The sequence below is a fragment of the Haloarcula sp. JP-L23 genome (assembly GCF_011602445.1).
GTDB classification, from domain to species: domain Archaea; phylum Halobacteriota; class Halobacteria; order Halobacteriales; family Haloarculaceae; genus Haloarcula; species Haloarcula pellucida.
Window position 1 is genome coordinate 1,663,450 of the sequence record NZ_CP050014.1, and the last position, 24,853, is coordinate 1,688,302.

Sequence of the window (24,853 nt, forward strand, 5' to 3'; positions counted from 1 at the left end):
CGCCCCGACGCGTGGTTTGCGCTCGAATCGGTCCGGAATTATGTGCGTGGCCGCACGAGTGACGGTCGTGCTGGTCCCTGACCCCTCACCGGAAGCGGCGAGTCACGCCCTCCTCTGGAACGGTGCCGCCGCTTGCGTGCCCGCGGCTGCGTGGGTCCGTGCCGAACACGCCGTATTGGCCACCTGTCTCGACCACGGCCACACCGTCCACGTCGCCGTCGACGAGGCGGTGCTGGACGAACACGTACCGGAGACGCTGGCGGCGCTGCGGTCGCTGGAGACCGGGTCCGACGTCCTCGACACCGACCTGACTGCGTTCCGCGCCACGTCCGACGACGCCGAGACGCTGTTTCGTGCCCTCTCCGTCGGAGACCTGTCGAAGCGGCCCGAAGACAGCCCTCGACCGACAGAGAGTGGGTGGCGAACGACGGGCGTCACCGAACTCGCCGCAGTCGACGGCGACGACTGGCGGTACTACTCGGTGCCACGGCAGCAGACGACGCGGGCCGTCGCGGACCCGCCAGCGTCGTTCCGGACGGCGCTCGAAGCGGTCCTCGATGCCATTCCCGCTGCGGGGCTGGCGCCGTCGCCGCCGATTCGGGTCCCCGCCGTCGACGAGGCGCGAGCGTTGCTCACCGGCACCGGCCTCAGAAGCACACACCCCGAACGCGACACCATGTTCTTCCCCTACTGGAAACTGGAGACCGCCGTGGCGGACTCGGCGACTGGGTGCGTCCATCTGGAGTGGGAGACGCCGCGCTCGGCGGCATCGTCGTCGCTCGGGCGGGTGGTCTGGGCCGCAGTCGAGCGGATTCGAGAGACGCCGCCCGAGCGGCTGGACCCGTCACCGGCCGACTACGAACGCGTGACCGCCCTGCTCGAAACCGTCGGTGAGTCGCTGCGCTACGACGTCGAGTTCCGACGGTTATAGTTCCGCGAGGGTGTCGGCGACGTCGTCCCAGTGACTCCCTCGCCAGAAGTGCTGCCCGCAGTTCCGACACCGCCAGACGGCCTCCTCGGCGGGGTCCGGGGCGTAGTCCGGCGTCGGTTCGGTTCGGTCGACGCGTTCGACCGGGGCGTTGCAGGTGCCACAGTGGACCGGTTCGTCCGAGAGATTGAGGTCGAACCCTACCCCCGACAGCTCTCGGAGCTGGTCCTCGACGTCGCGTCGCGTGAGCAACAGCGCGTCGTCCATCTGCCGGGCCAGCCCTTCGTCTCGCGTGACCAGCCGACGGCCCTCGGTCCGGGCGAGTGCGAGGACGTCCTCGTCGGCCTCCGCCCCGCGGTCCAGCGCGTAGGCGGCGTCGTACCCGCACATCCGGAGATAGGACGCCAGTTTGCCCAGCATCGCATCGAGCAAGAGGGGGTCCCGTCGGTCGGCGTCACTCATCGAGGAACTCCCGGACGCCCGCTGAGTCCCGCGTGTTCAGGACGTCTCCGGCCTCGGCCCACCCGCGACGGGCCGTGTGGACGCCGTAGCGTATCTGTTCGAAGTTCCCGGGGCTGTGGGCGTCGGTGTCGATGACGATGGTTGCGCCGGCCTCGATGGCCTGCTTGACGGCGCTCCCGCTGAGGTCCAGACGGGCAGGACTGGCGTTAATCTCCAGTGCCGTCCCATTGTCGGCGGCCACCTCGGCCAGTCGCTCGACGTCGACGTCCAGCCCTGCGCGTCGGTTCAGGTATCGCCCGGTCGGGTGCCCGATGACGTTCACCGCCGGGTGTTCGGCGGCCGCGACCAGTCGGTCGGTGCCGTCGCCGTCCAACGCCGCGTGTGGCGAGGCGACTACGACGTCTAGCTCGGCCAGCAGGTCGTCGGCAACCGAGATACTGCCGTCCTCGGCGATGTTGGCTTCGACACCGGTGAACACGTCGATGTCGGCGTCCGCCGCGACTGCCTCCACCTCGGTCAGTTGCTCGCGCAACTCCTCGTCCGAGACGCCGACGCCGCCGACCATCCCCGGCCCCGTCGCGTGGTCCGAGATAGCGATGTAGTCGTGACCGAACGCGGCGGCGCCCTCGACCATCTCCGCGACGGTGTTGCGGCCGTCGGACCACTCCGTGTGGGTGTGCAAGTCGCCGCGAACGTCGTCCTCGACGAGCAAGTCCGGCAGTTCGCGGTTCGCCGCGGCTTCGACCTCGCCGCGGTTCTCGCGCATCTCCGGCGGCATCCAGTCCATGTCGAGGGCTTCGTAGACGCCTTCCTCCGTCTCGCCGGCGATGCGCTCCCCCGCACGCTGGTCGTCGTCCTCCACGTCAGAGACGTCGAAGACGCCGTACTCGTTGACCTTCAGGTCTCGCTCGATGGCGCGGTTGCGGACCGCCACGTTGTGGTCCTTGCTCCCGGTGAAATACTGCAGGGCCGCGCCGAACTCCTCGGGGACGACCACGCGCAGGTCGACGCGGACGCCGCCGGCCCGGACGCTGGCCTTCGTCTCGCCGGCCTCGATGACTTGGTCCACGTCGGGCCAGTCCGTGAAGGCGTCGACGACGGCCTCGTCCGCCGCGCTCCCGACCAGTACGTCCACGTCACCGATTGTCGGCTTCCAGCGGCGGAGCGACCCACAGAGCGCACACTTCTCGACGTGCTCGACGTCGCGCATGAACGACTCGACGCGCTCGCCGTAGGGTCGGGCATCGCCGAGCAGGGTTCGCTCGTGGGCCGTCCGCGCGAAGTCGATGTTGTCGAGGATGTTCTGCTCGGTCTTCGCGCCAAAGCCCTTCACGTCCTGAATCTCGCCCGCCTCGGCGGCCGCTTCGAGTTCCTCCAGCGTCGTGATCCCGAGTTCCTCGTATAGCGTGCCGACCGTCTTCGGGCCGACGCCTTCGACGGCGGTCAGCGCCGCCATGTCGACCGGGAGTTCCGCGCGAAGTTCCGCTAGCTCTTCGATTTCGCCTGTCTCGAAGTACTCGACGACCTTCGAGGAGATGGCGTCGCCGACCCCCTCTATCTCGCCGACGGCGTCTTCCCCCTCCGCTGTGAGGCCTTCGATGGCCGCCGGGTGCTCCCGGATGTTCTCGGCGGCGCGCCGGTAGGCACGCGGTTTGTACTCGACGCCAGTCGCCTCCAGCAGGTCGGCGAACTCCTCCAGTCGTGTCGCGATTTCGTCGTTCCGGCTCATGTTATCTCCCTCGACCGGCACGGCCCGTGCCGGAATCTGCGTCCTCGTGGCCCAGTGCCTTCCGCAGGAACTTCATCCAGCGTTTGGTGTCGGCCGTCTCCTGTGCCTTCGCCTCCGCTTCGAGGTCCGCTGGACCGAGTTGTTCGAGCGCGTTCAGCGCGCGGTCGATGCCGATGATGGCCTCGGCGAGTTCCTCGCCGCGCTCGTAGCTTATCTCTCCGTCCTCTATCAGGTCCTTGCGCTCGATACGCTCGCGTCGGAGGTTCTTCTTCGCCCGGTCGACCCGCTCGCGCTCGCCGCGCGGTATCGTGTCCCGGCGCTTTATCTCGAAGACGAACGACTGCAGGTCTATCGCTTCCCCCTGGACGGTGATCTCGTCGGGGATCGCCATACCGACGGTTGCACCATCCCGTTCGATGCGCTCTAACAGCTGTTTGCGCTCGAACTCTTGCACTACCATTCCTTTCGACCCACGGGGTCTTACCCGCTTCGTTCGGGGCAGTGACCGCGTCGGTATCTTTTTCGTTCTCTCGATTCCTATATTAGTACGTAACGAACGTCGACAGTTCGGTGGCTCACAGTAAGATGTCCCTAACGTTCGAGACGACAGCGGACAAGCCGGGGGTCGAAATAATCGACCCGGTCGAGCGTCAGCGCTACCGACTGCACACCTCTTCGCCCGTCTCGCCGACGCCGGTTTCGACCGACGGCTTCCGGTTCCCCGTCGGGTCGGCGGTCAGCATTCACACGAGCAGCATCGTCCTCCCGACCGTCGTTCCGGTTTACGTCCGTGACACGGCGGGCCAGACGGTCGCAGAGGTCAAGCAGTTCGAAGCCGAGACGGTTCCCGACGGCGCGTACAGCGTCGACCTCTGTACGCGCATCAAGACCTATCTCCGGGCCGACACCGGCTTCGAGGTCAGCGTCGACATGGAACAGACACGCATCGACTTCGGCGACCCGACCGAGGTACGGGTCGGTGCCCGCTCGCGCCACGAACGGCCTGCGGCGACGGTCACGACCACCGGGGACCCCGTGGACATGATGGCCGCGGTCGAGACGTTCGGGTCGGCGCTGAAGACGACCGACCCCGAGCGCTCGTATCCCACGCTTCGGGGCCACCCGCCGGCGCTCGAACTCGGCGACAGCCTCGACGTGCCGTCGTCTATCGAGCGTCCCGACACGGGCGTCCACCTCGAACTCCCACCGGACCTCGGGTCTGTCTACGTCGCCGCCCCCCTCGCGTACTACCTCGGCGCGTCGGTCGGCCCCGGGCCGGCGCCGCGCCTGTGGACCGACGACGGCTTCGAGTACTCGCTGTCGGGTCCGAGGGGCTACGAACACGAGGTCGAACGGACGCTGAAGCAACTGTTCTTCCTCGACTGCCTGACCCGGACCGAGGGGCTCTACCAGATAGACCTCCACGAGCGCCGCGCCGTGGAACCGTACCTCGACCTCGACTTCGCGGCGCTTTATGACCGACCGCTGACTGCCCAACTCGCCGCTTACCTCGACGTGCCCTACGAAATCATCGAGGACCACGTCCCCGAGTGGCGGTTAACGACGCACGTCGACCCCGCCGCGACCACCGCCCCGCAGTTGCCGTTCGTCGTCGACGACCTCGCTATCGTCCGGACCCACCAGACGACCCAGCGGACGGGTACCAGTACACCCGCTGGCGTCGACCAGGCGCTCTCCCGGTCGACCGATTTCACGCGGTCTGCGAGCGCCGACGCCGAGGCGGACCACGACCGATTGGACTACGTCGAACCGCAGTCCGACGACACGCTCGAACAGGCGTGGATCGGCGACGGCGTCCCTATTGGCGCGACTAAACTCGTCCCCGAGGCGTTCCAGAACAGACTGGACCGCGAGACGACCGAGGGCGACATCACTATCAGGGTGGTCCAGAACGACGCCCGAATGGCCGAGGAACGCCAGGTTGCCGACGAGGTGTACGGCAACCGCTCGGACCTGCCGTTCGACATCACCGTCCACGAGAACCTGACGACCGACGAACTCGCGACGGTCCTCACGACCGACGCCGACTTCTTCCACTACATCGGCCACATCGAGCGCGAGGGGTTCACCTGCGAGGACGGCACGCTCGACGCCGCGACACTGGACGACGTCGGCGTCGACACCTTCCTCCTCAACGCCTGCAACTCCTACCATCAGGGCCTGACGCTCGTCGAAAAGGGCGCTATCGGCGGCATCGTCACGCTCAACGAGGTACTCAACGATGGCGCCGTCCGTATCGGCGAGTCCGTCGCCCGCTTACTCAACAGCGGGTTCCCGCTCCGTGCCGCGCTCACAATCGCCCGCGAAGAGAGCATCCTCGGCGGCCAATACATCGTCGTCGGCGACGGCGGGATTACGGTGACGCAACCGGAAAGTGGGACGCCGAATCTCATCGAAATTGAAGAGCAAGGCGGCGAATTTACCGTCGATATAACTACCTATGAGACAGATGACAGGGGACTTGGTACCATATTTATGCCATTCCTTTCGAATATCGATACGTATTTTCTCAGTTCCGGAACGATTGGGTCATTTCAGGTTTCTTCAGATGAATTAGCCCAATTCTTAGGCTTACAGAACGTGCCAGTGCGAATAGACGGAAGCCTCAACTGGAGTTTTTCAGTTTCTCTTGACACTCTATTCTAACGCGGCTAAACGGCATTCAGTGTAATTCTACCGCAGCAATAAAAACTAGAAATTAAGGGCCGCTGATGCTCGCACTATTCGCTGCTGCTGCATTTCCAGCCTGCGTGAGCAGGAGGAGAATCGTAAACAGTGCGCCAGCCATGCGTGGGTGTTCAGCGAGGTACTCTCGCATCGTGGTATCGGACATGATACAGCAAAACAATCAGCGCAGTTTATATTAAATATTTCTGAAGTGTTCAGACATATATAAATTTGTATTAAGTCGAAATCATAAGTAGGATCGCTGTATCCTACTGTTAGAGCTTTCAGAGACGATATTTGCCCTATTGGCCGGACTCCGACGGTCACTCCCGTCCCGGCTGGCGGTCGTAGTGTCTTGCTAGCTATCGTCTATTGGTAATTGGTCACTACCAGCACTATCAGTATTGTTTTGTGACCGGCCACTAGATAGTCGTGTAGAGCTACGCACAGATGGCAAACTACGAGCATACGAACGTCACCCGCTTGCAGTCGCCGATTTCAACCCACTGCGGGGCCGGACTGGCTCGCAATCGAAGTTTCGATAGCGACGGGCTGTGGCGTACTGACAGCGAGAACGGGCTGTCGGCAGGTGGCACATGACGACTGACGGGACCGCTGGCGGCACGATCGAACTGTCGCGCGACGTCCTTCGCGGGAGCCATCGCGCTTCGAACCGGAACGCCCCGCTCATCCGAACGGAGTCGTCTGACTCCGCCGAGGAGATGCAGTCTGAGGTGCCGATTCCGCTGGCGAAGGTCGAGACGGACCAGCAGATTCGCGTTCTGCACGTCGACGACAACCCGCAGATAGGCGACTTGATAGAGACGTTCCTCGAACGGGTAAACGACGAGTTCTGCGTGGTCAGCGAGACGAGCGCCGTGGCCGCGCTCGACCGCCTGCGCGAGGAGAACATCGACTGCGTCGTCAGCGACTACCAGATGCCCAACACCGACGGGCTGGAGTTCCTCGAAATCGTCCGCGAGCAGTATCCCGACCTTCCGTTTATCCTCTTTACCGGGCACGGTAGCGAGGAGATAGCGAGTGAGGCGATTCAGGCCGGTGTCACCGACTATATGCAGAAGGGGACCGGAACAGACCAGTACGAAGTCCTCGCAAACCGCGTCGAGAACGCCGTCGAGAAACGTCGAACCGAACAGCAGTTCTGGAACGCGCTGTCGTGGTATCAGCGCCTCGTCGAACAGGAGATAGCCGGCGTTTGCATCGTTCAGAACCACGAGTTCGTCTACGTGAACCGGAAACTGGCCAAGACGTTCGGCTACACGCAGAGCGAACTCGTCGGTGCGTCGCCCGCGCGTATCACTGCCGCCGACGACGGTTCCTTCTTTGAGGACGTCCAGTCCGAGAACTACGGGGATCTGGAGGCGCTCGAGTCGACGTTCACCGGTATCCGCGCCGACGGCGAACGGGTGACCGTCGAAGTCTCTGGTGGCGCTATCGACTACGACGACGCGCCAGCGTGGATCGGCATCCTCCGGGCGACAGACGACTACCCGGGGAGCGAGGACTAGGGCCTCGGTCGCTCGCTTTTGTCGCGGTCTCGCACAAGCACAACCCCTTTGCACGGCCCACCCGAAGAGCCGACAATGTCGGAGTGTGACGTCTGTGGTAAGCAAGAAAACATGCCCTACCAGTGCGGGCACTGCGGGGGGACCTTCTGTGCCGAACACCGGTTGCCCGAGTCCCACAACTGTGCGGGACTGGACAACTGGAACGACCCGCAAGGCGTGTTCGACAGCGGGTTCGACGACAGCGTCGACAGCGGCGAGTCGTCGCAGTCGGGCGGACTGACGGGCCGACTCGGGTTCGACACCGGCCCCGGCGGACCGATGGCGTATTTCCGCGGGAACATGACCTACGTGTTCCTCGCGGCGATGGCCATCACCTTCATCGCCGAGCAGGTGGTTCTCGGGATAGCCGGTCGAGAACTGTTTCAGACGCTGTTCGTCCTCCACCCGAATAACCCGGAGTACGTCTGGACGTGGGTCACCTCCGTCTTCGCACACTCTCCGCGCGGGTTCTACCACATCCTCGGGAACGGCATCATCATCTACTTCTTCGGCCGCATCGTCGAACAGCAATTGGGGTCGAAGCGGTTCACGGTGTTCTTCCTCGTCTCGGGGATGCTCGCGGGCCTCGGCCAGATTGCCCTGCAAGTCGTGCAGGGGACCGGCGCGTACGGCGTCCTCGGTGCGAGCGGGGCCGCACTGGCCATTCTGGCGTTCCTCACGGTCCTCAACCCCGGACTCCGCGTGTACCTCTACTTCCTGATTCCGGTGCCCATCTGGGCCATCACCGGGTTCTATCTCCTGTTCAGTATCTTGGGATCGCTGTCTCCCGGGTCCGTCGGCCTCCTCGGGGGCAACATCGCCCACACCGCCCACCTCATCGGTCTCGGCATCGGCCTCTGGTACGGTCGGAAGTTCAAGAGCCAGATGCGCGTGCCCAGCCAACTCCAGTTCGGGCGGGGCGGTGGTGGCCCCGGCGGCCCGGGTGGACCGGGTGGACCGGGTGGACCGGGTGGACGCGGCCCCTTCTGAGATGGACGTCCTTCGCCCCGAGTTCGTCCCCGACCCGTCGCTGTCGACGGCCGAGATGGAGACGCTCCAGCGGGACATCGCCCGAGCGGCCGTCTTCGAAGACGACCACGCTGTCGACCCCGAATCGGTCGCCATCGACGGGCCGGTCGGACAGTCGACCCTCGGCGAGGCCGGCGACGGGCCTGTGGACGAACCGGACGCCGACCGACCACTCGTCGCGGGCGTCGACCAAGCGTTCGTCGGTGACCGGGCCGTCTCGGCCGTCGTCGTCCTGCGCGGCCGCGCGGTCGTAGAGCGGGTGTACGCCGTCGAACCGACCGAGATTCCGTACGTCCCCGGATTGCTCTCCTTCCGCGAGGGCGGGGCCATCCTCTCGGCGTTCGCCGAACTCGACCACGACCCCGATATCGTGTTCGTCGACGGGAGTGGCCGCATCCACTACCGCGAGGCGGGCCTCGCGACGCACGTCGGCGTCACCCTCGACGTGCCGACGGTCGGCGTCGCGAAGAACCTCCTCTGTGGAACCCCCCGCGAGTCGCTGGACCGCAAACTCCCCGAAGGCGCGCGAGTCCCGATCGACGCCGACGACGAAGTGGAGACGGCCGAAAACGGGGTCTGCATCGGTTACGCCGTCCAGACGCGGCAGTACGAGTCAGATACACAGTACGTCAACCCGCTTCTGGTCAGTCCCGGCCACCGCGTCAGCGCTGAGACGGCCGCGGACCTCGTGTTGGCGACGGCCGCTGGCTACAAGCTCCCCGAGCCGACCCGGTTGGCGGATACCTACGCCGACGAGGTCAAGACCGACGTGTAAGACGGCCGACCGCGACCGGGTGGGCTTAATTGTCCGGGGCGTGTCGGGCCCGCCATGGCCAAGACGGTGCTGATTACGGGTGCGGCCGGCGGCGTCGGTCGCGCGACCGCCGAGGCGTTTCTGGACGACGACTGGCGCGTGTGGGCGACGGCCGCCGACGAGGCCGACCTGACCGCCCTCGCCGAGGACGGCTGTGAGACGGCCGAACTCGACGTAACGAACGCGCGCGAGTGCGAACGCGTCGTCGAGGACGTGGTCGACGAAACGGGACGCATCGACTGTCTGGTGAACGCTACGGGGACGGCGCAGTTCGGCGCCGTCGAGGACGTCTCGACGGCCGAGTTAGAGGCGCAGTTCGACCGCAACCTGCTCGGCACTCACCGGATGGTTCGTGAAGTGCTGCCGCACATGCGTGCCCGGGAGAACGGGACCATCGTCACCGTCTCCAGCGTTGCGGGCCGCCTCTCGCTCCCGGGACAGGGCGGCTACGCTGCCTCCCAGTTCGCCGTCGAGGGTCTGAGCGACGCGCTCCGCGTCGAGGCGGCGGAGTTCGACGTGGACGTGGTCGTCGTCGAACCCGGCCCCGTTCAGACCGCGGGCGAGGACGAAGCAGAACGGGGACCGAACGCCGAATCGACCGGGGCGTACGACTGGCTCTATCAGGCACGGGAAGACTCGCGACTCGCCGGCGTCAGGGACGCCGTCTCGGTGACGCCGGGCGCCGTCGCGCTGACCGTCCGCGACGCCGCCAACGCCAGCGACCCCGCCCCTCGCTACCCCGTCGGCGAGGGTGCGAAACTCCTCCTGCTCGCACGGCACGTCCCCGCCCGGTGGCGCGACGCCGCGTTCTCGGTCGTCCGGAAACTGCTGGACTGACTCAGTCGAGACAGGCCGCCACGACGGCGAGCAGTCGCTCGCCGTGGACCTCCTCTGCGAACAGCGGGACCCGGCGGACCTCGTGGCCTCGGAACAGGTCCTGTGCGCGCGCCAGTGCGTCCTGCTGGACCTGCCAGCGCCGCGCGCAGAACTCGCAGTCGTCGTGGTTCGGCCCGGCGATGTCGACGTCGCGGCCCAGTACCTCGCTGGGGTCCTGCATCACGCGGTTGACGACGACGGTGCCGACGGGGATGTCGAACTCCCGTAACTGCCCGAGCAGACGTTCGGACTCGACGACGGAGAGTTCCTCGGGAACCATCACGATACGGAAGTCCGTCTTCGTCGGGTCGCGCAGAATCGCCCGCAGGTGCTCGATGCGGTCGCTGAGTTCGCGCAGGTCCTCGATGCCCTCCTCGGGGTCGACCTCCTCGTCGCCGCCGAACATCCCGGTGAGGTTGCCCATCATCCCCGAGAAGCGCTCGCGCAACTGGAGAATCTTCCCGACCATCGAGTCCATCGTCTCGGGCAGTTCCAGCAGCCGGAGCGTGTGGCCGGTCGGTGCGGTGTCCACGACGACGCGGTCGAACCGGTCGTCGTCGATGTAATCGAGCAGGAGACGCATCGCGGCCGCCTCGTCGGCCCCGGGCATCGACCCGCCGAGCAGGCCGTCCTCGCCGCCGACGGGATCGCCGTCGCTGGCGCCGCCACCGCCGCCGAGCGGACCGTCGTCCCCGCCGAGCATCCCGCCGAGACCGCCCAGCGCGTCGTCTTCCATGCCGAGGGGGCCCTCGCCGACGGCTTCCTCGGGGTCGATTTCGGCGGCAAACAGCGGGACGTCGTCTCGGATTCGCGTCGGGTTCGCGGGAATCTGCGTCTCCAGCGTGTCCGACAGCGAGTGGGCGGGGTCCGTCGAGACGACGAGCGTCGCCGTCCCGTCGCGGGCGGAGGCCAGTGCGGTGGCGGCGGCACACGTCGTCTTGCCGACACCGCCTTTGCCGCCGTATAGCACGTAGTCCGGTGCGTCGACACCGGTCGGCGCGTCGATGTCGTCGACTGCCTCGACGTCGAGGTTGTTCATACCCGGGGCTACGTCTCTGGCCTTGAGTACTTCCCGAAAACGGCGCGAGGGGTCCGGTGTGCCGTCCCGGCGTCGGGTGCGTCGTCCGACGGGGGACCACCCACGGGGACCGGGCGGCGCTACTGGCGGGAGGACCGTGCTTCGCGCACTTCGGCACCGTCGCGCAGTTTGTCTTCGCAGTTCGGGCAGACCCTGGGCCCGTGTGCTTCGGAGGCTTCTGGTGTGAAGACCCGCACGTACTGCTCGGTTACGAACTCACCGCAGTTTTGACACTCGGGCATCTCTTATAACACTCGAATGATTCTGTATAGGCTTTTTGTTGCCAACCAAAACCTCCGGTTAATAACTCCTTTCAGGCGAACTACCCGGCATTAATCGCGGTTTCGCCAGAACGAATCGAGTTGGTCGGCGAGGAACGTCGGTGTCATGCGGGTGAACTCTGTGCGTTCGCCTTCCGGCAAAAAGGGATAGACGGAGTGGCGCGCGTCCGGCGTGTACCGCCGTCCGACGAACGCACGAACGCCGACCTCCTCGCTCCCGCGGATGACGCGACCGATGGCTTGACGCGCGCGGCGGACGGCCGGGACGGTCAGCGCGTACTCGAAGGCGTTCTCGTCGCCGAAGGCGTCGCCGTAGGCCCGCTGGACCGCCCGGACCCGAGGTGAGCCGATGTTGACAAGCGGCACGCCGACGACGGCACAGGTCGACAGCTTCTCGCCGTCGTAGTCGACGCCTTCGGTCAGCGTCCCCCGGGTCGACGTGACCAGCACCTTCCCGTCACCGCGGAAGAACTCCTGTTTGCGGCGTTCGGTCGCCTCGTTGCTGGACGACTCGTCGACGACGACGGGTTTCTCGACGGCCTCCTGTAGATACGCCCCCGCCCAGCGCGCCTCCCGGTAGTTCGGCATCGCCACCATGACGTTGCCCGGCGAGCGAGCGATGGCCCGGAGTGCCTGTGCGTACTCGTCGCGGGTCGGGTTCCAGTTCTCGCCGAGCGGTTTCATCGCCTCGGGGTCGCCCCGATTGCGAGCGGTGAACGGCCGCGCGTCCACGAGGTACGACGCGCGGTTCGCTTGCGGGAACGGGAGGTCGTACGTGGTCGTCCGGACCGGGCGCGTCAGGTCGTCCGCGTCGTCGCCGTCGTCCGTCTCGGCCAACGCGTCCAGTCCAGAGACGCGCGTGAACACGTCGAGCGGTTCGAGCGTCGCACTCATCAGTACGCCCCCGCCCAACTCGTCGAAGGCGTCCCGCAGCGCCATCGCCGGCATGCAGTTGTAGCAGAGCAGGCCCGCCGTGTAGACGGCCTCGTAGTCGGCGTCAGTGCTCCGGCCGTCCTTAGGCGAGTGTTCGAGTTCTATCTCCCGCAAAAACGTCGAGTGGTCGCGCTCCCACCACTGTCCGGCGATGACGCCGACGGCGGCACACACCGGTTGGCGGGCCAGTCCGAGTTGGTCGATGGCGTCCTCGACGGCCGCCCCGATTTTCGACAGCGAGCGCCAGAGCTGTCCGTCGTACCCCTTCTCTTCGGCCCACTCGGTGAGTTCGTCCTGCTCGACGGTGTCGGGGTCCCGGAGTGGTATCTCTCGGTCGTGCTCGGGCAGTATCTCGGGGTTCGCCCGCCACCCCTCGTGTTCCGCGTCGAGGAACGACGCCACGCGGTCGTCCAGCCAGCGGCCCAAATCGTCGTAGAACTTCCGGGCGTGGTCGACCGCTTCCAGCGGTACCTCGCGGGCGGAGAGGATCTCCCGGACTTGTTGCTTGTGGTCGGCGCTCTGCTGGGCGCGCTGGACCAGCAGGTTACAGTCGTTGCGCGCCTGCGTGATGGTCTGTCTGCCCAGTCTATCGGAGAGCAGGTCCCGGACCCGTTCTTCGAGGCGGTGGGCCTCGTCGACGACGACGAACGTCTGGTCGTCGAGAACCGACGACAAGAGCGGTCGCGCGGTCGGGTCGAACAGGTGGTTGTAGTTGCCCACGACCACGTCGGCCTGCTCCAGCATCACACTCATCACCCGGTGGGGGCAGGTCCCCCGTTCGACGGCGGCTGGGAGGTAGTTCTCCAGCGTCACGACGTTGTTCGGCCCGGCCGAGAAGTCCACCGGAGACCCCTTGTTCCGTGCGTACCAGTCGGCCTCGAACGGACAGTACAGCGGCGGGTCGTCGCTCTCGGCCATCGACTCGGGTGCTGTGGGTTGTTCGGGGCGGTACGGCGAGGCCGCGCCCGCTGTCGAGAGCGTGTCCTCGCCGAGTCGCGTCTGCGAGGTGGCATCGGGTCTGGCGGCCGCAGCGAGGTTCTGGCCCTTGCGCGGGTCCCACCACTGGTCCTCGTCGTCTATCTCGTTCTGGATGGCCGTCTCGGCGACGGCGCCGCCGTCGCCGCGCCCGTCGTCCTCGACGAGTCTTGCCGTCGCCTCGCGCAAGTCCTCACAGCGGTCGTGGGTGCCCACGTCGTCGGGGAACTGCCCCTCGCGTCCGTACGGACAGAGGTCGGTCTTCCCGACCAGCGCGATGCCGTCGAACGGGTCCTCGACGCCGGCGTTCAGCGTGCGCAGGTCGTCGACGAACTGCTGTAACTGCTGTTTGACCGGCGTGACGACGACGACTCGCTCGTAGCGGTCGGTGTCCCGAACGAGGTGGGCCGCGGCGGTCAGCGCCGCCATCGTCTTGCCGGTGCCACAGGGTCCCTCCATCGCCAGAAAGCCTCGCGATTTCCCGGCCTCGATTGTGCGTTCGACGGCGTCGGCTTGGTTCTCGTACGGTGCCTCGAAGCCGAAGTACTGCCGCCATGACTCGTCGCCTGACGAGGCCGTGTCCCGCATCGGCACAGGATTAGGCGGCCCGGTATTTGAACCGCCGGGTTCGCCGGTATCGGAGCGACATCACGCCTCGACCGCGGACGACGCAGTGACTGCAGACAGGTCGAAAAACGGGTCGAGGACGACGCCGGACTACTCTGGTTGTCCGCCGTCCTCGATAGTGGTCGCCGCACCCGTCACAGAATCGGACCGTCCTGTCGAGTTCGCACCGCTCACGTCGAATTTTGCCAGCAGCGACTGGAGGCGCTCGGCCTGCTCACTGAGCGATTCGACGTTGCCGCTGACCTCCGACATCGAGGCGGCCTGTTCCTCTGCGGCCGCGGACGCGGTCTCGGTCTCGTTGGCAGTCGTCCGACTGATATCGGCCACCTCTTCGACCATCGACACCGCTTCTTCCGTGCTCGCGGCCTGCTCGTCGGTCGTATTGCTTATCTCCTGGATACCGCTGTCCGTCTTTTGGGCGTTCTCGGCGACGTCGGTGAACGCGTCGGCGACCTCCTCGACCGCCTCGGCGCTTTCTTCCATGTACCGCTCGGCCGCTCGGGCCTCTTCGACGGTCGTCTCCGTCTGGGACTGTGTCTCTTCGATGAGCTGTTCGATTTCCGTCGCGGACGTCTGCGTCTCTTCGGCTAACTGTTTGACTTCGTTGGCGACGACAGCGAAGCCGTCACCGCTCGTCGACTCGCCGCCGGAACCGGCCCGCGCGGCTTCGATGTTCGCGTTCAGCGCGAGCATGTTCGTCTGCTCGGCGATATCGCCGATGAGTTCGACGATGTCACCGATCTCGGCCATCTGTTCGTCGAGCCGTTCGACGTTCTCGAGTGTCGTATCGATGGCCGCCTGCACGTCCCGTGCGTCGTCGAGCGCTCGCTCTGCGGTCTGTTCGCCGGTGTCGGCAATCTCGGTCGTCTCACTGGCCGCCTCGGAGACTGTCTCGGCCGACGCGGCGACTTCTTCGACCGTCGCGGATAGCTCCGTCATCTCGGCGGAGACGGTTTCGAGCATCTCGTATTGGTCACTCGCCCCGCTGGCAATCTTCTGAATCGACCGACTCACCTCCTCACTCGCCTGCTTTCCCTCTTCCGCGCCGACGTTCGCCTCGTCGCTGGTGGCCGTGACTTCCTCTGCGAACGTCTGTATCTCTCGCATCGCCGATTCCGTCTCGGCCATCATCTCGTTGAACGACTCGGCGATTTGGGCCATGGCCTCGCTCTCGCTCTGGGCGTCCAGCCGGACGCTGAGGTCGCCGTCGGCCGCCCGTGCCATGGCGGCACTGTAGGCGTCGGCTTTCGCTTCGAGGGTCTCGTTGGTTTGCTCGACGGCTCGCTGTTTGGCCTCGGCCTCGGCTTTCAGTTCCTCGGCTTCGGCCCTGGCCTCCTCTATCTCCGCCTGTTTGGCTTCGAGATCGGCTATCTCTTGACTTCTCTCCTGTGCTTGCTGGAGTCGCTCGTTTGCCTCTTCGCGCGACCGCTCGGTCGAGTACCAGTGAGACATCAACGCGATGGCGAGCGCGAGGACGAACACCCCATGGATGAGGCCCCAGACCCACGGGTTGTTGATGGCGGGGGTATGGTTGTAGACGCGACTCGGATTGATCATCCCGAAGACGCCGTGTGTCAGCACGACGTATCCGATTCCGAGGGCGAACGGCACCCAGTCCTCGTAGACGGCGACGACGGCCATCCCGACGAAGAAGTGAAAGTGCGCCTCGATGTACCCGCCGGAGAAGTGAACGAGGACGACGGACGTCGAGAGGAGTCCTGTTGTGGCAAGCGCGGTCCGTAGCCGACGTGGGAGTCGCGAGACGGTCGAGACGGCAACGATAGCGACGATGAGACCGAGTTCGAGTAGGGCGGTAGACAGCGGAACCGACGGAATCGTCGCACCCGTGACGAGCGTCTCCGTCCCCTCGAACAGCCCGAGGAGAAGGAGAAACGGGACGTGTGCCAGCACGAGGCCGACGATTTTTCGGTGCCGACTCCGCCACGTCTCCGCGGGAATCGAGTCACCGTTCGGGGTATACGTGACAAAGTCCCGAAGCATCTGATTCCACCGATTCACACCGGGGACGTTGACTTCGGACCTCGAAGTAGCGCCTGTCATACCACTAGGCTCGCCACAATTCGACAAAAGGGAATGGGGCGTGTTATCAATAATTGTAATCACACCACTACCCAGTCATCGTATACGGCGTCTCGCTGCGTTCGACTCGTCGGCGACGAGGGGCAGAACCATGGTTATCATCGCCAGAAGCATCGCCGTGCCGTAGACGGGGACGCCCCGACGCTTCACGACGAACGGCGTTAGTCGTCGCTTTCCGCACGCTGGCGGTCGCCCGTAGACTCCTCGTCCCCGAGCAGTTCCTCCCGGTGTTCGTCCAGCAGGGGAGCGCGACCACGAGGACGAGGATTCGTCTCGGTCATCTTGATGGGACTACCGGCGACAGTCATCTCGTCGTCGGCACCCGGTTGGGTGACGTCGGCGAGCATCTCCCGGGCGTGGACGTGCGGGTCCTCGAATATCTCGCCGGTGTCTTGTACCGGTGCCGCCGGGACGCGGCCGTCGAGGAGTTCCACGAGGTCGTCGGTCGTCTGCTGGCGGGTCCACTCGGCGATTTCGGCGCGCAACTGCTCGCGGTTGCGGAGGCGGTCGGGCGTCTCCGGGTACGTCGCCGCGAGGTCGGGCCGGTCCATCGCCTCACAGAGCGTCTGCCAGTGGCGGTCGTTGAACGCCGCGACGACGACGTGGCCGTCGGCGGCCTCGAAGGCGTCGTAGGGGAACAGCGTCGGGTGGGAGTTCCCCTGTCGAGTCGGCGGTTCGCCGTCACAGGAGTACTGATAGACGGTCCGCTCGGCCAGCGACACCATCGCGTCGTACATCGCCGTGTCGACGTACTGCCCTTCGCCGGTCCGCTCCCGGTGGTGGACGGCGGCGAGGATGCCGACGGCGTTCAGCGCCGCGGTGAAGATGTCGCCGACGCCCGGCCCCACCTTCGTCGGCGGGCCGTCCTCGGGGCCGGTTATCTCCATGACGCCGCCGAGCGCCTGCGCGATGAGGTCGAACGACGGCTGCCCTTGCCGATGTGTCTCGCCCGTACGCGGGTCGCCGAAGCCCCGAATCGAGGAGTAGATTAACTGGGGGTTCCGCTCGCGTAGGGTCTCGTAGCCGAGGTCGAACTTCTCCATCGTCCCGGCCTTGAAGTTCTCGACGACGACGTCGGCGCGGTCGACCAGCGAGAGGAACGCCTCGCGGTCCTCGTCGGTCCGCAGGTCCAGTTCCAGCGAGCGCTTGCCGCGGTTGACGCTCTGGAAGTAGCCGCCGTAGGCCTCCGCCTCGGGGTCGTCGACGAACGGCGGGTTCGAGCGAATCATGTCCCCGCCGGGTCGCTCGACTTTTACCACGTCTGCGCCCATGTCCGCGAGCAGCATCGTGCAGTACGGTCCGGACAGGACCTGCGTCAGGTCGAGCACCCGCAGGTCGGCAAGCGCACCCATGACGAATCCGACAGCCGGCGCCGTGATAAATCTTGGTGATAAATCATTATATATTCTCTAGGGGCGTATTATCATGAAAGACCATTAAGTTTATACTGCCGCCGCGACCAGAGTGTCGTACATGCCCCGGACCGTCATTCTCGGCGTGATTGGATCCGACGCCCACGTCGTCGGTATCACGATTCTCGAGCAGGCGCTCTCGGCCGCTGGCTTCGAGGTCGTCAACCTCGGCGTCCAGACCTCACAGGCCGAGTTCGCCGACGCTGCGAAAGCTCACGGCGCCGAGGCTGTACTGGTCTCCTCGCTGTACGGGCACGCCCGGCAGGACTGTGAGGGGTTCCACGACCTATTGGAGTCCGAAGGGCTCGACGTCCTGACGTACGTCGGCGGCAACCTCGCCGTCGGGCAGGACGACTTCGAGTCCACGCGCGAGACGTTCCGCGAGATGGGCTTCGACCGGGTCTTCGACGCGGAGACCGACCCCGAAGACGCCATCGCGGACCTCCGCAGGGACCTCAACCTCACGACCACCGAGGGCGAGCAGGTCAGGGTCGATAGCTGACCATGCTCACGGACACGAAGCTCGACGCCGACGAGCTACAGCACATCGCGAACGACTTGCGGGACAACTGGCACACGGGCCGGCAAGTCGACTTCGAGGAGGCTATCGTCTTCCACGAGTCCCTTCCCGCGAGCAAGCAGTTCGCGCCGGTCCTCGAATCCGCAGACCGGCCGCTGCTACAGCCCCGCGCCGGCGTTCCCCTGCTCGAAGACCAGATAGACCTCCTCCGCTACCTCCAAGAAGAGGGTGGTGCCGACCTGTTGCCCACCACCATCGACTCGTACACGCGCGACAACCAGTACGAGAAAGCGGAGGAAGGCCTCGCAGCCTCCCGAAACGGTGACACGGACGAACTCAACGGCTTCCCCGCGGTGAACCACGGCGTCGAGGACTGTCGCCGACTCATCCGCGCACTGGACGCCCCGATAGAGGTGCGCCACGGCACGCCAGACGCCCGCCTGCTGGCGATGGTCACCCTCGCCGGTGGGTTCCAGTCCTTCGAGGGAGGCCCCATCTCCTACAACATCCCCTACACGAAACGGCACGACTTGGCGACGACCATCGAACACTGGCAGTTCGTCGACCGGCTCTGTGGCGCCTACACCGAGCGCGGCGTCACCATCAACCGCGAACCGTTCGGCCCGCTGACCGGGACCCTCGTCCCGCCGTGTATCGCCATCGCGGTGATGCTCGTGGAGGGCCAACTCGCCGCGACACAGGGTGTCCGCTCGATTACGCTGGGCTACGGACAGGTCGGCAACGTCGTACAGGACGTCGCCGCGCTCCGAGCCTTGCGGAAACTCGGCGAGGAGTTCCTGCCAGACTCGGTCACCGTCACCACCGTCTTCCACGAGTGGATGGGCGGGTTCCCGCCGGACGAGGCCCGCGCCAACGGCGTCATCAGCCTCGGCGGCGCGACGGCCGCCGTCGCCAAACCGGACAAGGTCATCACGAAGTCCCCACAGGAGTTCCAGGGCGTCCCGACGAAGGAGGCCAACGCCTCCGGCTTGCGCACTACTAGACAGCTCATCGATATGATGATAGAGCAAGACATCGACCTCAACGGTATCGCCGAGGAACGAGAACTCATCGAGCGTGCGACCCGCCACCTGATGGACGCCATCTACGAGGCCGGCGACGGCGACGTCGCACAGGGGGTCATCGAGGCGTTCGACTCCGGCGCGATGGACGTCCCGTTCGCGCCGAGCGACGCCGCCGCCGGTGCGGTCCTCCCGGCCCGTGACGACGACGGCCGGGTGCGCATCTTCGAGTTCGCGGACCTCGCACTCCCAGACGACATCAAGGAGACCCACAAGGCCAGACTGGGCGAACGCGCCCGCACGGAGGGCCGTGACCAGTCGTTCCGGATGGTCGCCGACGACGTCGACGCCATCAGCGACGGGAAACTCATCGGGCGACCGAGCGGCAAACAGGGAGGTGCCAGCGATGCGGATTGAGGAAGTCCGTGCGGTGCCGGGCCTCTCCGGGTTCTTCTTCGACGACCAGCGCGCTATCAAGGACGGCGCGACCCAGCGGGGCTTTGCCTACGACGGCCAACCGAAGACCGACGGATTCGAACGCGTCCGCGAGGCCGGCGAGTGTCTCATCGTGGAACTCGAACTCGCCGACGGCTCCGTCGTCACGGGCGATTGTGCCGCCGTCCAGTACTCCGGCGCGGGCGGTCGGGACCCGCTCTTTCGGGCCAGCGAATACCGTCCGGTCGTCGAGGGGGTCGTCGCCGACACGCTCCGGGGTCGGGACGCGACCCTGTTCCGGGAGAACGCGGAGGCGCTGAAGGCTATCGACCCAGAGCGCTCGGGCGGCGACCGCCTTCACACGGCGGTCCGCTACGGCGTCTCGCAGGCGCTCCTGAACGCCGCCGCTCGCGCCCGGGGACAGACACCGACGGCCGTCCTCGCGGCGGCCTACGACACCGACCCGGCGACGACGCCCGTCCCGGTGTTCGGCCAGTCGGGCGACGAGCGTCGGACCAACGCCGAGAAGATGCTCATCAAGGGCGTCCCGGTCCTCCCCCACGGCCTGTTCAACAGCGTCGAGAAGGTCGGCGAGGACGGCGAGGGCCTGCGCGAGTACCTCGCGTGGCTCTCCGACAGAGCGGTCGAACTCGGCCCCGAGAACTACGCGCCGCGCTTCCACGTCGACGTCTACGGCATCCTCGGGAAAGTGTTCGGCCCGCCGTACGACCGGAGCGAAGTCACCGACTACTTCGAGACGCTGCGAGAGGCCGCTGCGCCGTACCCGCTACAGGTCGAGGGGCCGATGGACGCCGGCGGTCGCACCGAGCAGATAGCGCAGATGTCTGAACTCCGCGACGGACTCCGAGACACGGGCGTCGATGTCGACATCGTCGCCGACGAGTGGTGCAACACTTTCGAGGACGTGCAGGCGTTCGTCGACGCGGGCGCGGCCGACGTGGTGCAGGTGAAGACGCCCGACCTCGGTGGCGTCCAGCGCTCCGCAGAGGCCGTGCTGTACTGCGACGGCACGGACACCCGCGCGTATCTCGGCGGGACCTGCAACGAGACGGTCACCTCGGCGCGGGCCTGTGCCCACGTCGCACTCGCCACCGATGCCGCACAGGTCCTCGCCAAGCCCGGCATGGGCTTCGACGAGGGATTCATGGTCGTCACCAACGAGATGCGACGGGCGCTCGCTCGGGCGGACACAGCGCCCACCGGGAGCGAGTCCGCCGGAGGGCCGAGCGGCGGCAGCCGTGAGGCGTGGCGACCGACGGGAGGGGCAGGCCGATGACTGACTGGAGCGACCCAGACGCCTTCGACTGCTCGGACGAGACGACGTTCGACGCGCTGTTGGACCGTGCCGACACCCGCGAGAAGGGCCACTACTTCGAGTTCTTCTCGGAGGGCGACGAACTCACCCACGACCCCGGACTGTGTCTCTCCAAGCACGGCAGCGAGCAGTGGATGGGCCAGACGCTGAACCACGACCCGGTCTACTGGCGAACCGATACCGCTCGCGAACGCGGGTTCGAGGACGTGCCCGTCCACCCTGACTACCTGCTCGCGTGTGTGATGGGCGTCACCGTCGAAGACCTCTCCGAGAAGGGCGGGTACTTCCTCGGTCGCACGGACGTCGAGTTCCACCGGACGGCGTATCCGGGGGCGGAACTCGCTGTCACCTCCAGCGTGGTCGACACCCGGACCTCCTCGTCCCGACCGGCCTACGGCATCGTGACGTGGGAGACGGTAGGCCGGGACCGCGAGACGGGCGAGACGCTCGTCTCCTACGAGCGGACGAACATGATTCCGCGCCGGGAACCGGCGGCGACGGACGGCGGCGGGGAGGCCACTGGCCGTCCCGACGACCCAGACGGTGGGCCGGACCTGCCCGAGACACTACTCGCGCCCGAAGGAGGTCGTTTCGAGGACTTCCGTGACGCCCTCGACGACGCCGAGGCGGAGAGCGCCGCCGTCGCCTACCGTCACGAACGCGGGCGGACGATGGACGAGGGACTGGTCGCGGGCCTACCGCTGGCGACGCTCAACACCGCCCGTCAGCACCACAACCGCGACGAGATGGCCGACTCGCCCTCGGGCGACATCGTCGCCTACGGCGACGTGACGCGCTCTATCGCGCTGGCACACGCTCGCTCGGACGAGGCGACCTACCGCGAGCGCCGGTTCGAGGACGAACGGTTCCACACGTTCGTCACGCTCGGCGACACGATATACGGCTTCACCCGCGTCCTCGGCTGTGACGCCGACGCCGGCCCCGAGGTGGCCGGTGCGGTCACGTTCGAACACGTCGCGTTCAATCAGGACAACACCCCGGTCTACAGCGGCCGGCGAACCGCACTCGTTCAGCGATACCAATGACAGACACACGACTCTGCCGCACGTTCCAGACCGCACCCGCTGCCGTCCCGCGTGACGACAGCGCGAAGTTCCTCGAATCCGGCCTCACCAGCGATGGGTTCAACACGCCGGACTGGCTGGTGCCTGACATCGAGGACGGAACCGCGCCGTCGATGAAAGACGAGGCCGTCGACAACATCGTCGAGCGCGTCCCCGATCACGCGCCGGAGTTCGCCGGGAAGATTCTCCCGCGCGTAGAGTGGGCCTACGACGGCGCACAGTTCCGCGAGCGCGGGACCGAGCAGGTCAGCCGGTTGGCCGACGAGGTGGGCGAGCACCTCGACGGCGTCGTCTTCCCGAAGGTCGGCCGTCTCGACGACGTGCGCGAGGCCGCCGGGGTGCTGGCCGACGCCGAACGCGAGGCGGGTCTGGAAGACGGGTCGCTGGAGATGGCCATCATCCTCGAAACCGCGGCCGCCCGCTCGGACCTCCGGGAGATCTGCCAGTTCGCCACCGACTCCCGACTCTCGGGCATCGTCTTCGGCCCCGTCGACTACACGGCGGAACTCGGCGGCCGGGCGCTACACGGCGAGCGTCCACGCTGGGACGGGCTACTCGAAGCGATGTCCAACGAGACGAGCGCCGCGGGCATCGTCTCCATCGGCGGCCCGTTCGACCAGTTGTTCCACGAGCGCGCGGGCGTCACCTACTACAACGCCGAGGGGTACGCCGACCAAGTCGAACACGAGGCGACCATCGGTATCGACGGGTCGTGGTCGCTCCACCCCAAACAGACCGCGCAGGCCAACCGTATCCACATGCCCAGTACCGAGGAACTGGACCGGGACCTCTCGAAAATCGAGTCGTTCAACGAGGCCAAGCGAGAGGGCACCGGTGCCGTCGTCGTCGACGGTCAGATGGTCGACGAAGCGACCTACAAGAACTTCGCCAACACGGTCCTGACGGTGCGAGCCATCGACGAGACTCACCCGGACCAGACCGGCGAGTACTACGACGACGCCCTGTTGGAGCGCGCACTCGACGTGGAGCTCGTCTTCAACTGACCGCCGACGGACCAACCCTCAAGCCCGTCCAGCGCTTCTAGCCGTCGATGAACGCCATCGCGGTGGACGGACTGACGCGGCCTCCGGCGACCTCGTGGCCGTCGACGACGGCAGCGTCGTCGCACTCGATGCGCTTGATTCGCTGAAAGACGGTCTGGTCGGTGACGTGGTCCGCGTCGAGGCCGTCTGACCTACTCGAAGAAGGCCGCCAGTCGCTCGGCCGCTTCCTCGACGCGGGGCGTTACCAGTGCGAACCGTATCCAGTCCGACCGCGACTCGCCGAACGCCTCGCCGGGCATCCCCGCGACGCCGGCGTCGTCGATAAGTTCGTAGACGTTCTCGAAACTGCCGGCGAACTCCGGGAAGCGAGCCATCACGTAGAACCCGCCCTCGGGTCGATTGTACTCGGCGCCTGCGGCGTCCAGCGCCGCACAGAACGTATCGATGCGCCGTTCGAGGCGGCGGCGGCACTTCGCGTAGTACTCCGGCGAGGTGGTCTGCAAGGCTCGCTCGACGGCGTACTGGGCGGGGCGACTCCCGCTGACGTTGGTCAGCATGTGTCGTGTGCCGGCGCGGTCGACGATATCACCGGTCGGGCCGTCGGGCGACGGGAAGACGGCGTAGCCGACCCGGAAACCGGTGATAGCCATCGACTTCGAGAAGGAGTTGGTCGCGACGACGTTCGGCGAGTCCTGTTCCAGCGCCGACGTGAACCGTCCGGCGTAGTCGAAGTGGTCGTACACCTCGTCGCTGACGAGGAGGGCGTCGTACTCCTCGGCGATTGCGACGAACTCGGCCATGGCGTCGGCGCCGTACACCGCGCCGGTCGGGTTGTTCGGCGAGTTGACGACGAGGACGCTCGTCTCCTCGCTGGCGGCGGCCCGGACGGCGTCCGGTTCGAGGTGGCCGTCCCCGGCGACGGGGACGAACGTCGTCTCGGCGTCGAGGAAGTTCGCCCGGCCGGCGTAGTACGGGTAGACGGGGTCGGTCAGCAGAATCTCGCCGCCGGGGAAGTGGTCCAACCCACCGGTCATCGCGAGGTGGTTGGCCTCGCCCGCCCCGTTCGTGACGACGACGCGGTCGACGGCGACGTCGCGTCTGGCGGCTATCTCCTCGCGGAGTCCCTTGAGACCACGACTCGGCGCGTACTGGAACTCGTCGGCGTCGGCCTCGGCGTAGTCTCGGAGGCCGTCCCGGAGCCCCTCGGGCGGGTCCCAGTCGGGGTTGCCCGAGACCATGTCGACCACGTCTCGGTCGGCCCGGGCCGCGTACTGCATCACCCGGAAAAACTGGGGTTTGCGGTATGTATCCATAGATTTCGGCGTTTCCCTTACAGTGACACTTGGGCCATGGAGTCGTTAATGTTGTCCTCCGTGGGTGCCGCCAGATACGGTTCAATGGCGTCGTAACTCGACCACCCACCGAGCGCCATCACGATTCTCGGCGATACGTTCTCCTCGACGAGTAGGTGGTTCGCCCAGCACCGCCGGAGATCGTGACTCGACACGCGCCGGTAGTCGTCGTCTCCTGTGCTGTCGGCGGCCTGGTCGGCCGCTCGGTCTACCCAATCTTGCACGGTTCGCTTCGCCCGGTCGACCAGCGGCTCATCGTCGGCTATCTCTTTCTCCTGCCGGTAGCGGTTGATTTGCGCTTCAAACTCCCGTGGAAGCCACGTCTCGCGGTGCTTACCCCCACGGTATTCGCCTGTCGTATCCTTTCCAGCGACCACTTCCAGCTCGAAGTGCCGACCGTCGGACCGGCGGGAGATGTGTGCTGGCGTCACGTCGAGAACTTCGGCCACGCGCAGGCCACAGTCGCCCATCAAGCGAAGAGCGATTTCCTGCTGAAACGTGTCGGTCGCTCTCGGCAGCTCGCGGTACTCGTCGCGGCTCATCCACACGTTCCAGGTGCCGTCTTTGTTCCGCACAGTTCGCATACGTGCTTTTCATGG

At 66.2% G+C, this 24,853-nt stretch carries 21 protein-coding genes; 11 read left to right on the forward strand and 10 right to left on the reverse strand.

Going from position 1 to position 24,853, the window contains the following annotated elements:
* The first annotated feature begins 46 nt into the window (after window positions 1–46).
* A complete protein-coding gene (locus G9465_RS08500; RefSeq protein WP_166968954.1) occupies window positions 47–931 on the forward strand; it encodes a hypothetical protein in 885 nt (294 codons plus the stop codon).
* Here the strand turns inward: G9465_RS08500 and G9465_RS08505 are convergent.
* Genes G9465_RS08505 through G9465_RS08515 form a run of 3 tightly spaced genes read right to left on the reverse strand, consistent with a single transcriptional unit; the run spans window position 926 to window position 3,573 of the window.
* Window positions 926–1,390, reverse strand: coding sequence for a Mut7-C RNAse domain-containing protein (locus tag G9465_RS08505; protein ID WP_166968956.1), 465 nt, complete (start codon window positions 1,388–1,390; stop codon window positions 926–928). The two genes, G9465_RS08500 and G9465_RS08505, sit on opposite strands and share 6 nt — an antisense overlap.
* A complete protein-coding gene (polX, locus tag G9465_RS08510) occupies window positions 1,383–3,119 on the reverse strand; it encodes a DNA polymerase/3'-5' exonuclease PolX (protein ID WP_166968958.1) in 1,737 nt (578 codons plus the stop codon). Before polX ends, G9465_RS08505 begins: the two co-directional genes overlap by 8 nt.
* 1 nt (window position 3,120) lies before the next feature.
* A complete protein-coding gene (locus G9465_RS08515; protein ID WP_166972977.1) occupies window positions 3,121–3,573 on the reverse strand; it encodes a DUF5788 family protein in 453 nt (150 codons plus the stop codon).
* A gap of 131 nt (window positions 3,574–3,704) precedes the next feature.
* Here G9465_RS08515 and G9465_RS08520 point away from each other — a divergent pair, with 131 nt between their 5' ends.
* A complete protein-coding gene (locus tag G9465_RS08520; RefSeq protein WP_166968960.1) occupies window positions 3,705–5,786 on the forward strand; it encodes a hypothetical protein in 2,082 nt (693 codons plus the stop codon).
* 52 nt (window positions 5,787–5,838) lie between these two features.
* On the opposite strand, the gene G9465_RS26050 is transcribed toward G9465_RS08520, so the two are convergent.
* Window positions 5,839–5,973: a hypothetical protein gene (locus tag G9465_RS26050; RefSeq protein ID WP_255491976.1), complete on the reverse strand. Its 135-nt coding sequence runs from the start codon at window positions 5,971–5,973 to the stop codon at window positions 5,839–5,841.
* A 430-nt stretch (window positions 5,974–6,403) separates the two neighbouring features.
* Between G9465_RS26050 and G9465_RS08525 the strand changes: the two genes are divergently transcribed.
* From G9465_RS08525 to G9465_RS08540, 4 genes are all read left to right on the forward strand, one after another.
* A complete protein-coding gene (locus tag G9465_RS08525; protein WP_166968962.1) occupies window positions 6,404–7,336 on the forward strand; it encodes a response regulator in 933 nt (310 codons plus the stop codon).
* Between the two features lie 75 nt (window positions 7,337–7,411).
* A complete protein-coding gene (locus G9465_RS08530; RefSeq protein ID WP_166968964.1) occupies window positions 7,412–8,365 on the forward strand; it encodes a rhomboid family intramembrane serine protease in 954 nt (317 codons plus the stop codon).
* A 1-nt stretch (window position 8,366) separates the two neighbouring features.
* Window positions 8,367–9,179, forward strand: a complete 813-nt coding sequence (locus tag G9465_RS08535) for an endonuclease V (protein WP_166968966.1) — start codon at window positions 8,367–8,369, stop codon at window positions 9,177–9,179.
* Between the two features lie 54 nt (window positions 9,180–9,233).
* Window positions 9,234–10,055: an SDR family NAD(P)-dependent oxidoreductase gene (locus tag G9465_RS08540; RefSeq protein WP_166968968.1), complete on the forward strand. Its 822-nt coding sequence runs from the start codon at window positions 9,234–9,236 to the stop codon at window positions 10,053–10,055.
* A gap of 1 nt (window position 10,056) precedes the next feature.
* Here the strand turns inward: G9465_RS08540 and G9465_RS08545 are convergent, their stop codons facing one another.
* The 4 genes from G9465_RS08545 to mct form a co-directional block, all read right to left on the reverse strand.
* A complete protein-coding gene (locus tag G9465_RS08545) occupies window positions 10,057–11,133 on the reverse strand; it encodes a TRC40/GET3/ArsA family transport-energizing ATPase (protein ID WP_166968970.1) in 1,077 nt (358 codons plus the stop codon).
* 371 nt (window positions 11,134–11,504) lie between these two features.
* Window positions 11,505–13,949 carry an ATP-dependent DNA helicase gene (locus G9465_RS08550; protein WP_166968972.1) on the reverse strand — a complete coding sequence of 815 codons (2,445 nt, stop codon included), beginning with the start codon at window positions 13,947–13,949 and terminating at the stop codon, window positions 11,505–11,507.
* A 129-nt stretch (window positions 13,950–14,078) separates the two neighbouring features.
* Window positions 14,079–15,989: a methyl-accepting chemotaxis protein gene (locus G9465_RS08555; protein WP_227015763.1), complete on the reverse strand. Its 1,911-nt coding sequence runs from the start codon at window positions 15,987–15,989 to the stop codon at window positions 14,079–14,081.
* A 260-nt stretch (window positions 15,990–16,249) separates the two neighbouring features.
* Window positions 16,250–17,440 (reverse strand): succinyl-CoA:mesaconate CoA-transferase, encoded by a 1,191-nt coding sequence (gene mct, locus G9465_RS08560; protein WP_166968976.1) that lies wholly within the window; start codon window positions 17,438–17,440, stop codon window positions 16,250–16,252.
* 121 nt (window positions 17,441–17,561) lie between these two features.
* On the opposite strand from mct, the gene glmS reads away from it, so the two are divergent.
* From glmS to citE, 5 genes are read left to right on the forward strand one after another with little or no spacing between them, the layout of a single operon-like run.
* A complete protein-coding gene (glmS, locus tag G9465_RS08565) occupies window positions 17,562–18,002 on the forward strand; it encodes a methylaspartate mutase subunit S (protein WP_166968978.1) in 441 nt (146 codons plus the stop codon).
* A gap of 2 nt (window positions 18,003–18,004) precedes the next feature.
* Window positions 18,005–19,459, forward strand: a complete 1,455-nt coding sequence (locus G9465_RS08570; protein ID WP_166968980.1) for a methylaspartate mutase subunit E — start codon at window positions 18,005–18,007, stop codon at window positions 19,457–19,459.
* Window positions 19,449–20,774 (forward strand): methylaspartate ammonia-lyase, encoded by a 1,326-nt coding sequence (locus G9465_RS08575; protein ID WP_166968982.1) that lies wholly within the window; start codon window positions 19,449–19,451, stop codon window positions 20,772–20,774. Before G9465_RS08570 ends, G9465_RS08575 begins: the two co-directional genes overlap by 11 nt.
* A complete protein-coding gene (mch, locus tag G9465_RS08580; protein ID WP_166968984.1) occupies window positions 20,771–21,859 on the forward strand; it encodes a 2-methylfumaryl-CoA hydratase in 1,089 nt (362 codons plus the stop codon). The genes G9465_RS08575 and mch overlap by 4 nt, the downstream gene beginning before the upstream one ends.
* Window positions 21,856–22,902 (forward strand): L-malyl-CoA/beta-methylmalyl-CoA lyase, encoded by a 1,047-nt coding sequence (gene citE / locus G9465_RS08585; RefSeq protein ID WP_166968986.1) that lies wholly within the window; start codon window positions 21,856–21,858, stop codon window positions 22,900–22,902. Before mch ends, citE begins: the two co-directional genes overlap by 4 nt.
* A gap of 191 nt (window positions 22,903–23,093) precedes the next feature.
* On the opposite strand, the gene G9465_RS08590 is transcribed toward citE, so the two are convergent.
* Window positions 23,094–24,215 carry a pyridoxal phosphate-dependent aminotransferase gene (locus G9465_RS08590; RefSeq protein ID WP_166968988.1) on the reverse strand — a complete coding sequence of 374 codons (1,122 nt, stop codon included), beginning with the start codon at window positions 24,213–24,215 and terminating at the stop codon, window positions 23,094–23,096.
* Window positions 24,216–24,232: 17 nt separating this feature from the next.
* Window positions 24,233–24,838 carry a site-specific integrase gene (locus G9465_RS08595; RefSeq protein ID WP_166968990.1) on the reverse strand — a complete coding sequence of 202 codons (606 nt, stop codon included), beginning with the start codon at window positions 24,836–24,838 and terminating at the stop codon, window positions 24,233–24,235.
* Window positions 24,839–24,853 lie beyond the last annotated feature (15 nt).

Coding starts and splice junctions, on each gene's coding strand:
- polX (WP_166968958.1), bottom strand. CDS start 3,119: ATGAGCCGGAACGACGAAATCGCGACACGACTGGAGGAGTTCGCCGAC.
- G9465_RS08555 (WP_227015763.1), bottom strand. CDS start 15,989: ATGCTTCGGGACTTTGTCACGTATACCCCGAACGGTGACTCGATTCCC.
- G9465_RS08540 (WP_166968968.1), top strand. CDS start 9,234: ATGGCCAAGACGGTGCTGATTACGGGTGCGGCCGGCGGCGTCGGTCGC.
- citE (WP_166968986.1), top strand. CDS start 21,856: ATGACAGACACACGACTCTGCCGCACGTTCCAGACCGCACCCGCTGCC.
- G9465_RS08530 (WP_166968964.1), top strand. CDS start 7,412: ATGTCGGAGTGTGACGTCTGTGGTAAGCAAGAAAACATGCCCTACCAG.
- G9465_RS08535 (WP_166968966.1), top strand. CDS start 8,367: ATGGACGTCCTTCGCCCCGAGTTCGTCCCCGACCCGTCGCTGTCGACG.
- mct (WP_166968976.1), bottom strand. CDS start 17,440: ATGGGTGCGCTTGCCGACCTGCGGGTGCTCGACCTGACGCAGGTCCTG.
- G9465_RS08505 (WP_166968956.1), bottom strand. CDS start 1,390: ATGAGTGACGCCGACCGACGGGACCCCCTCTTGCTCGATGCGATGCTG.
- G9465_RS08570 (WP_166968980.1), top strand. CDS start 18,005: ATGCTCACGGACACGAAGCTCGACGCCGACGAGCTACAGCACATCGCG.
- G9465_RS08525 (WP_166968962.1), top strand. CDS start 6,404: ATGACGACTGACGGGACCGCTGGCGGCACGATCGAACTGTCGCGCGAC.
- G9465_RS08595 (WP_166968990.1), bottom strand. CDS start 24,838: ATGCGAACTGTGCGGAACAAAGACGGCACCTGGAACGTGTGGATGAGC.
- glmS (WP_166968978.1), top strand. CDS start 17,562: ATGCCCCGGACCGTCATTCTCGGCGTGATTGGATCCGACGCCCACGTC.
- G9465_RS08575 (WP_166968982.1), top strand. CDS start 19,449: ATGCGGATTGAGGAAGTCCGTGCGGTGCCGGGCCTCTCCGGGTTCTTC.
- G9465_RS08550 (WP_166968972.1), bottom strand. CDS start 13,949: ATGCGGGACACGGCCTCGTCAGGCGACGAGTCATGGCGGCAGTACTTC.
- G9465_RS08520 (WP_166968960.1), top strand. CDS start 3,705: ATGTCCCTAACGTTCGAGACGACAGCGGACAAGCCGGGGGTCGAAATA.
- G9465_RS26050 (WP_255491976.1), bottom strand. CDS start 5,973: ATGTCCGATACCACGATGCGAGAGTACCTCGCTGAACACCCACGCATG.
- mch (WP_166968984.1), top strand. CDS start 20,771: ATGACTGACTGGAGCGACCCAGACGCCTTCGACTGCTCGGACGAGACG.
- G9465_RS08590 (WP_166968988.1), bottom strand. CDS start 24,215: ATGGATACATACCGCAAACCCCAGTTTTTCCGGGTGATGCAGTACGCG.
- G9465_RS08545 (WP_166968970.1), bottom strand. CDS start 11,133: ATGAACAACCTCGACGTCGAGGCAGTCGACGACATCGACGCGCCGACC.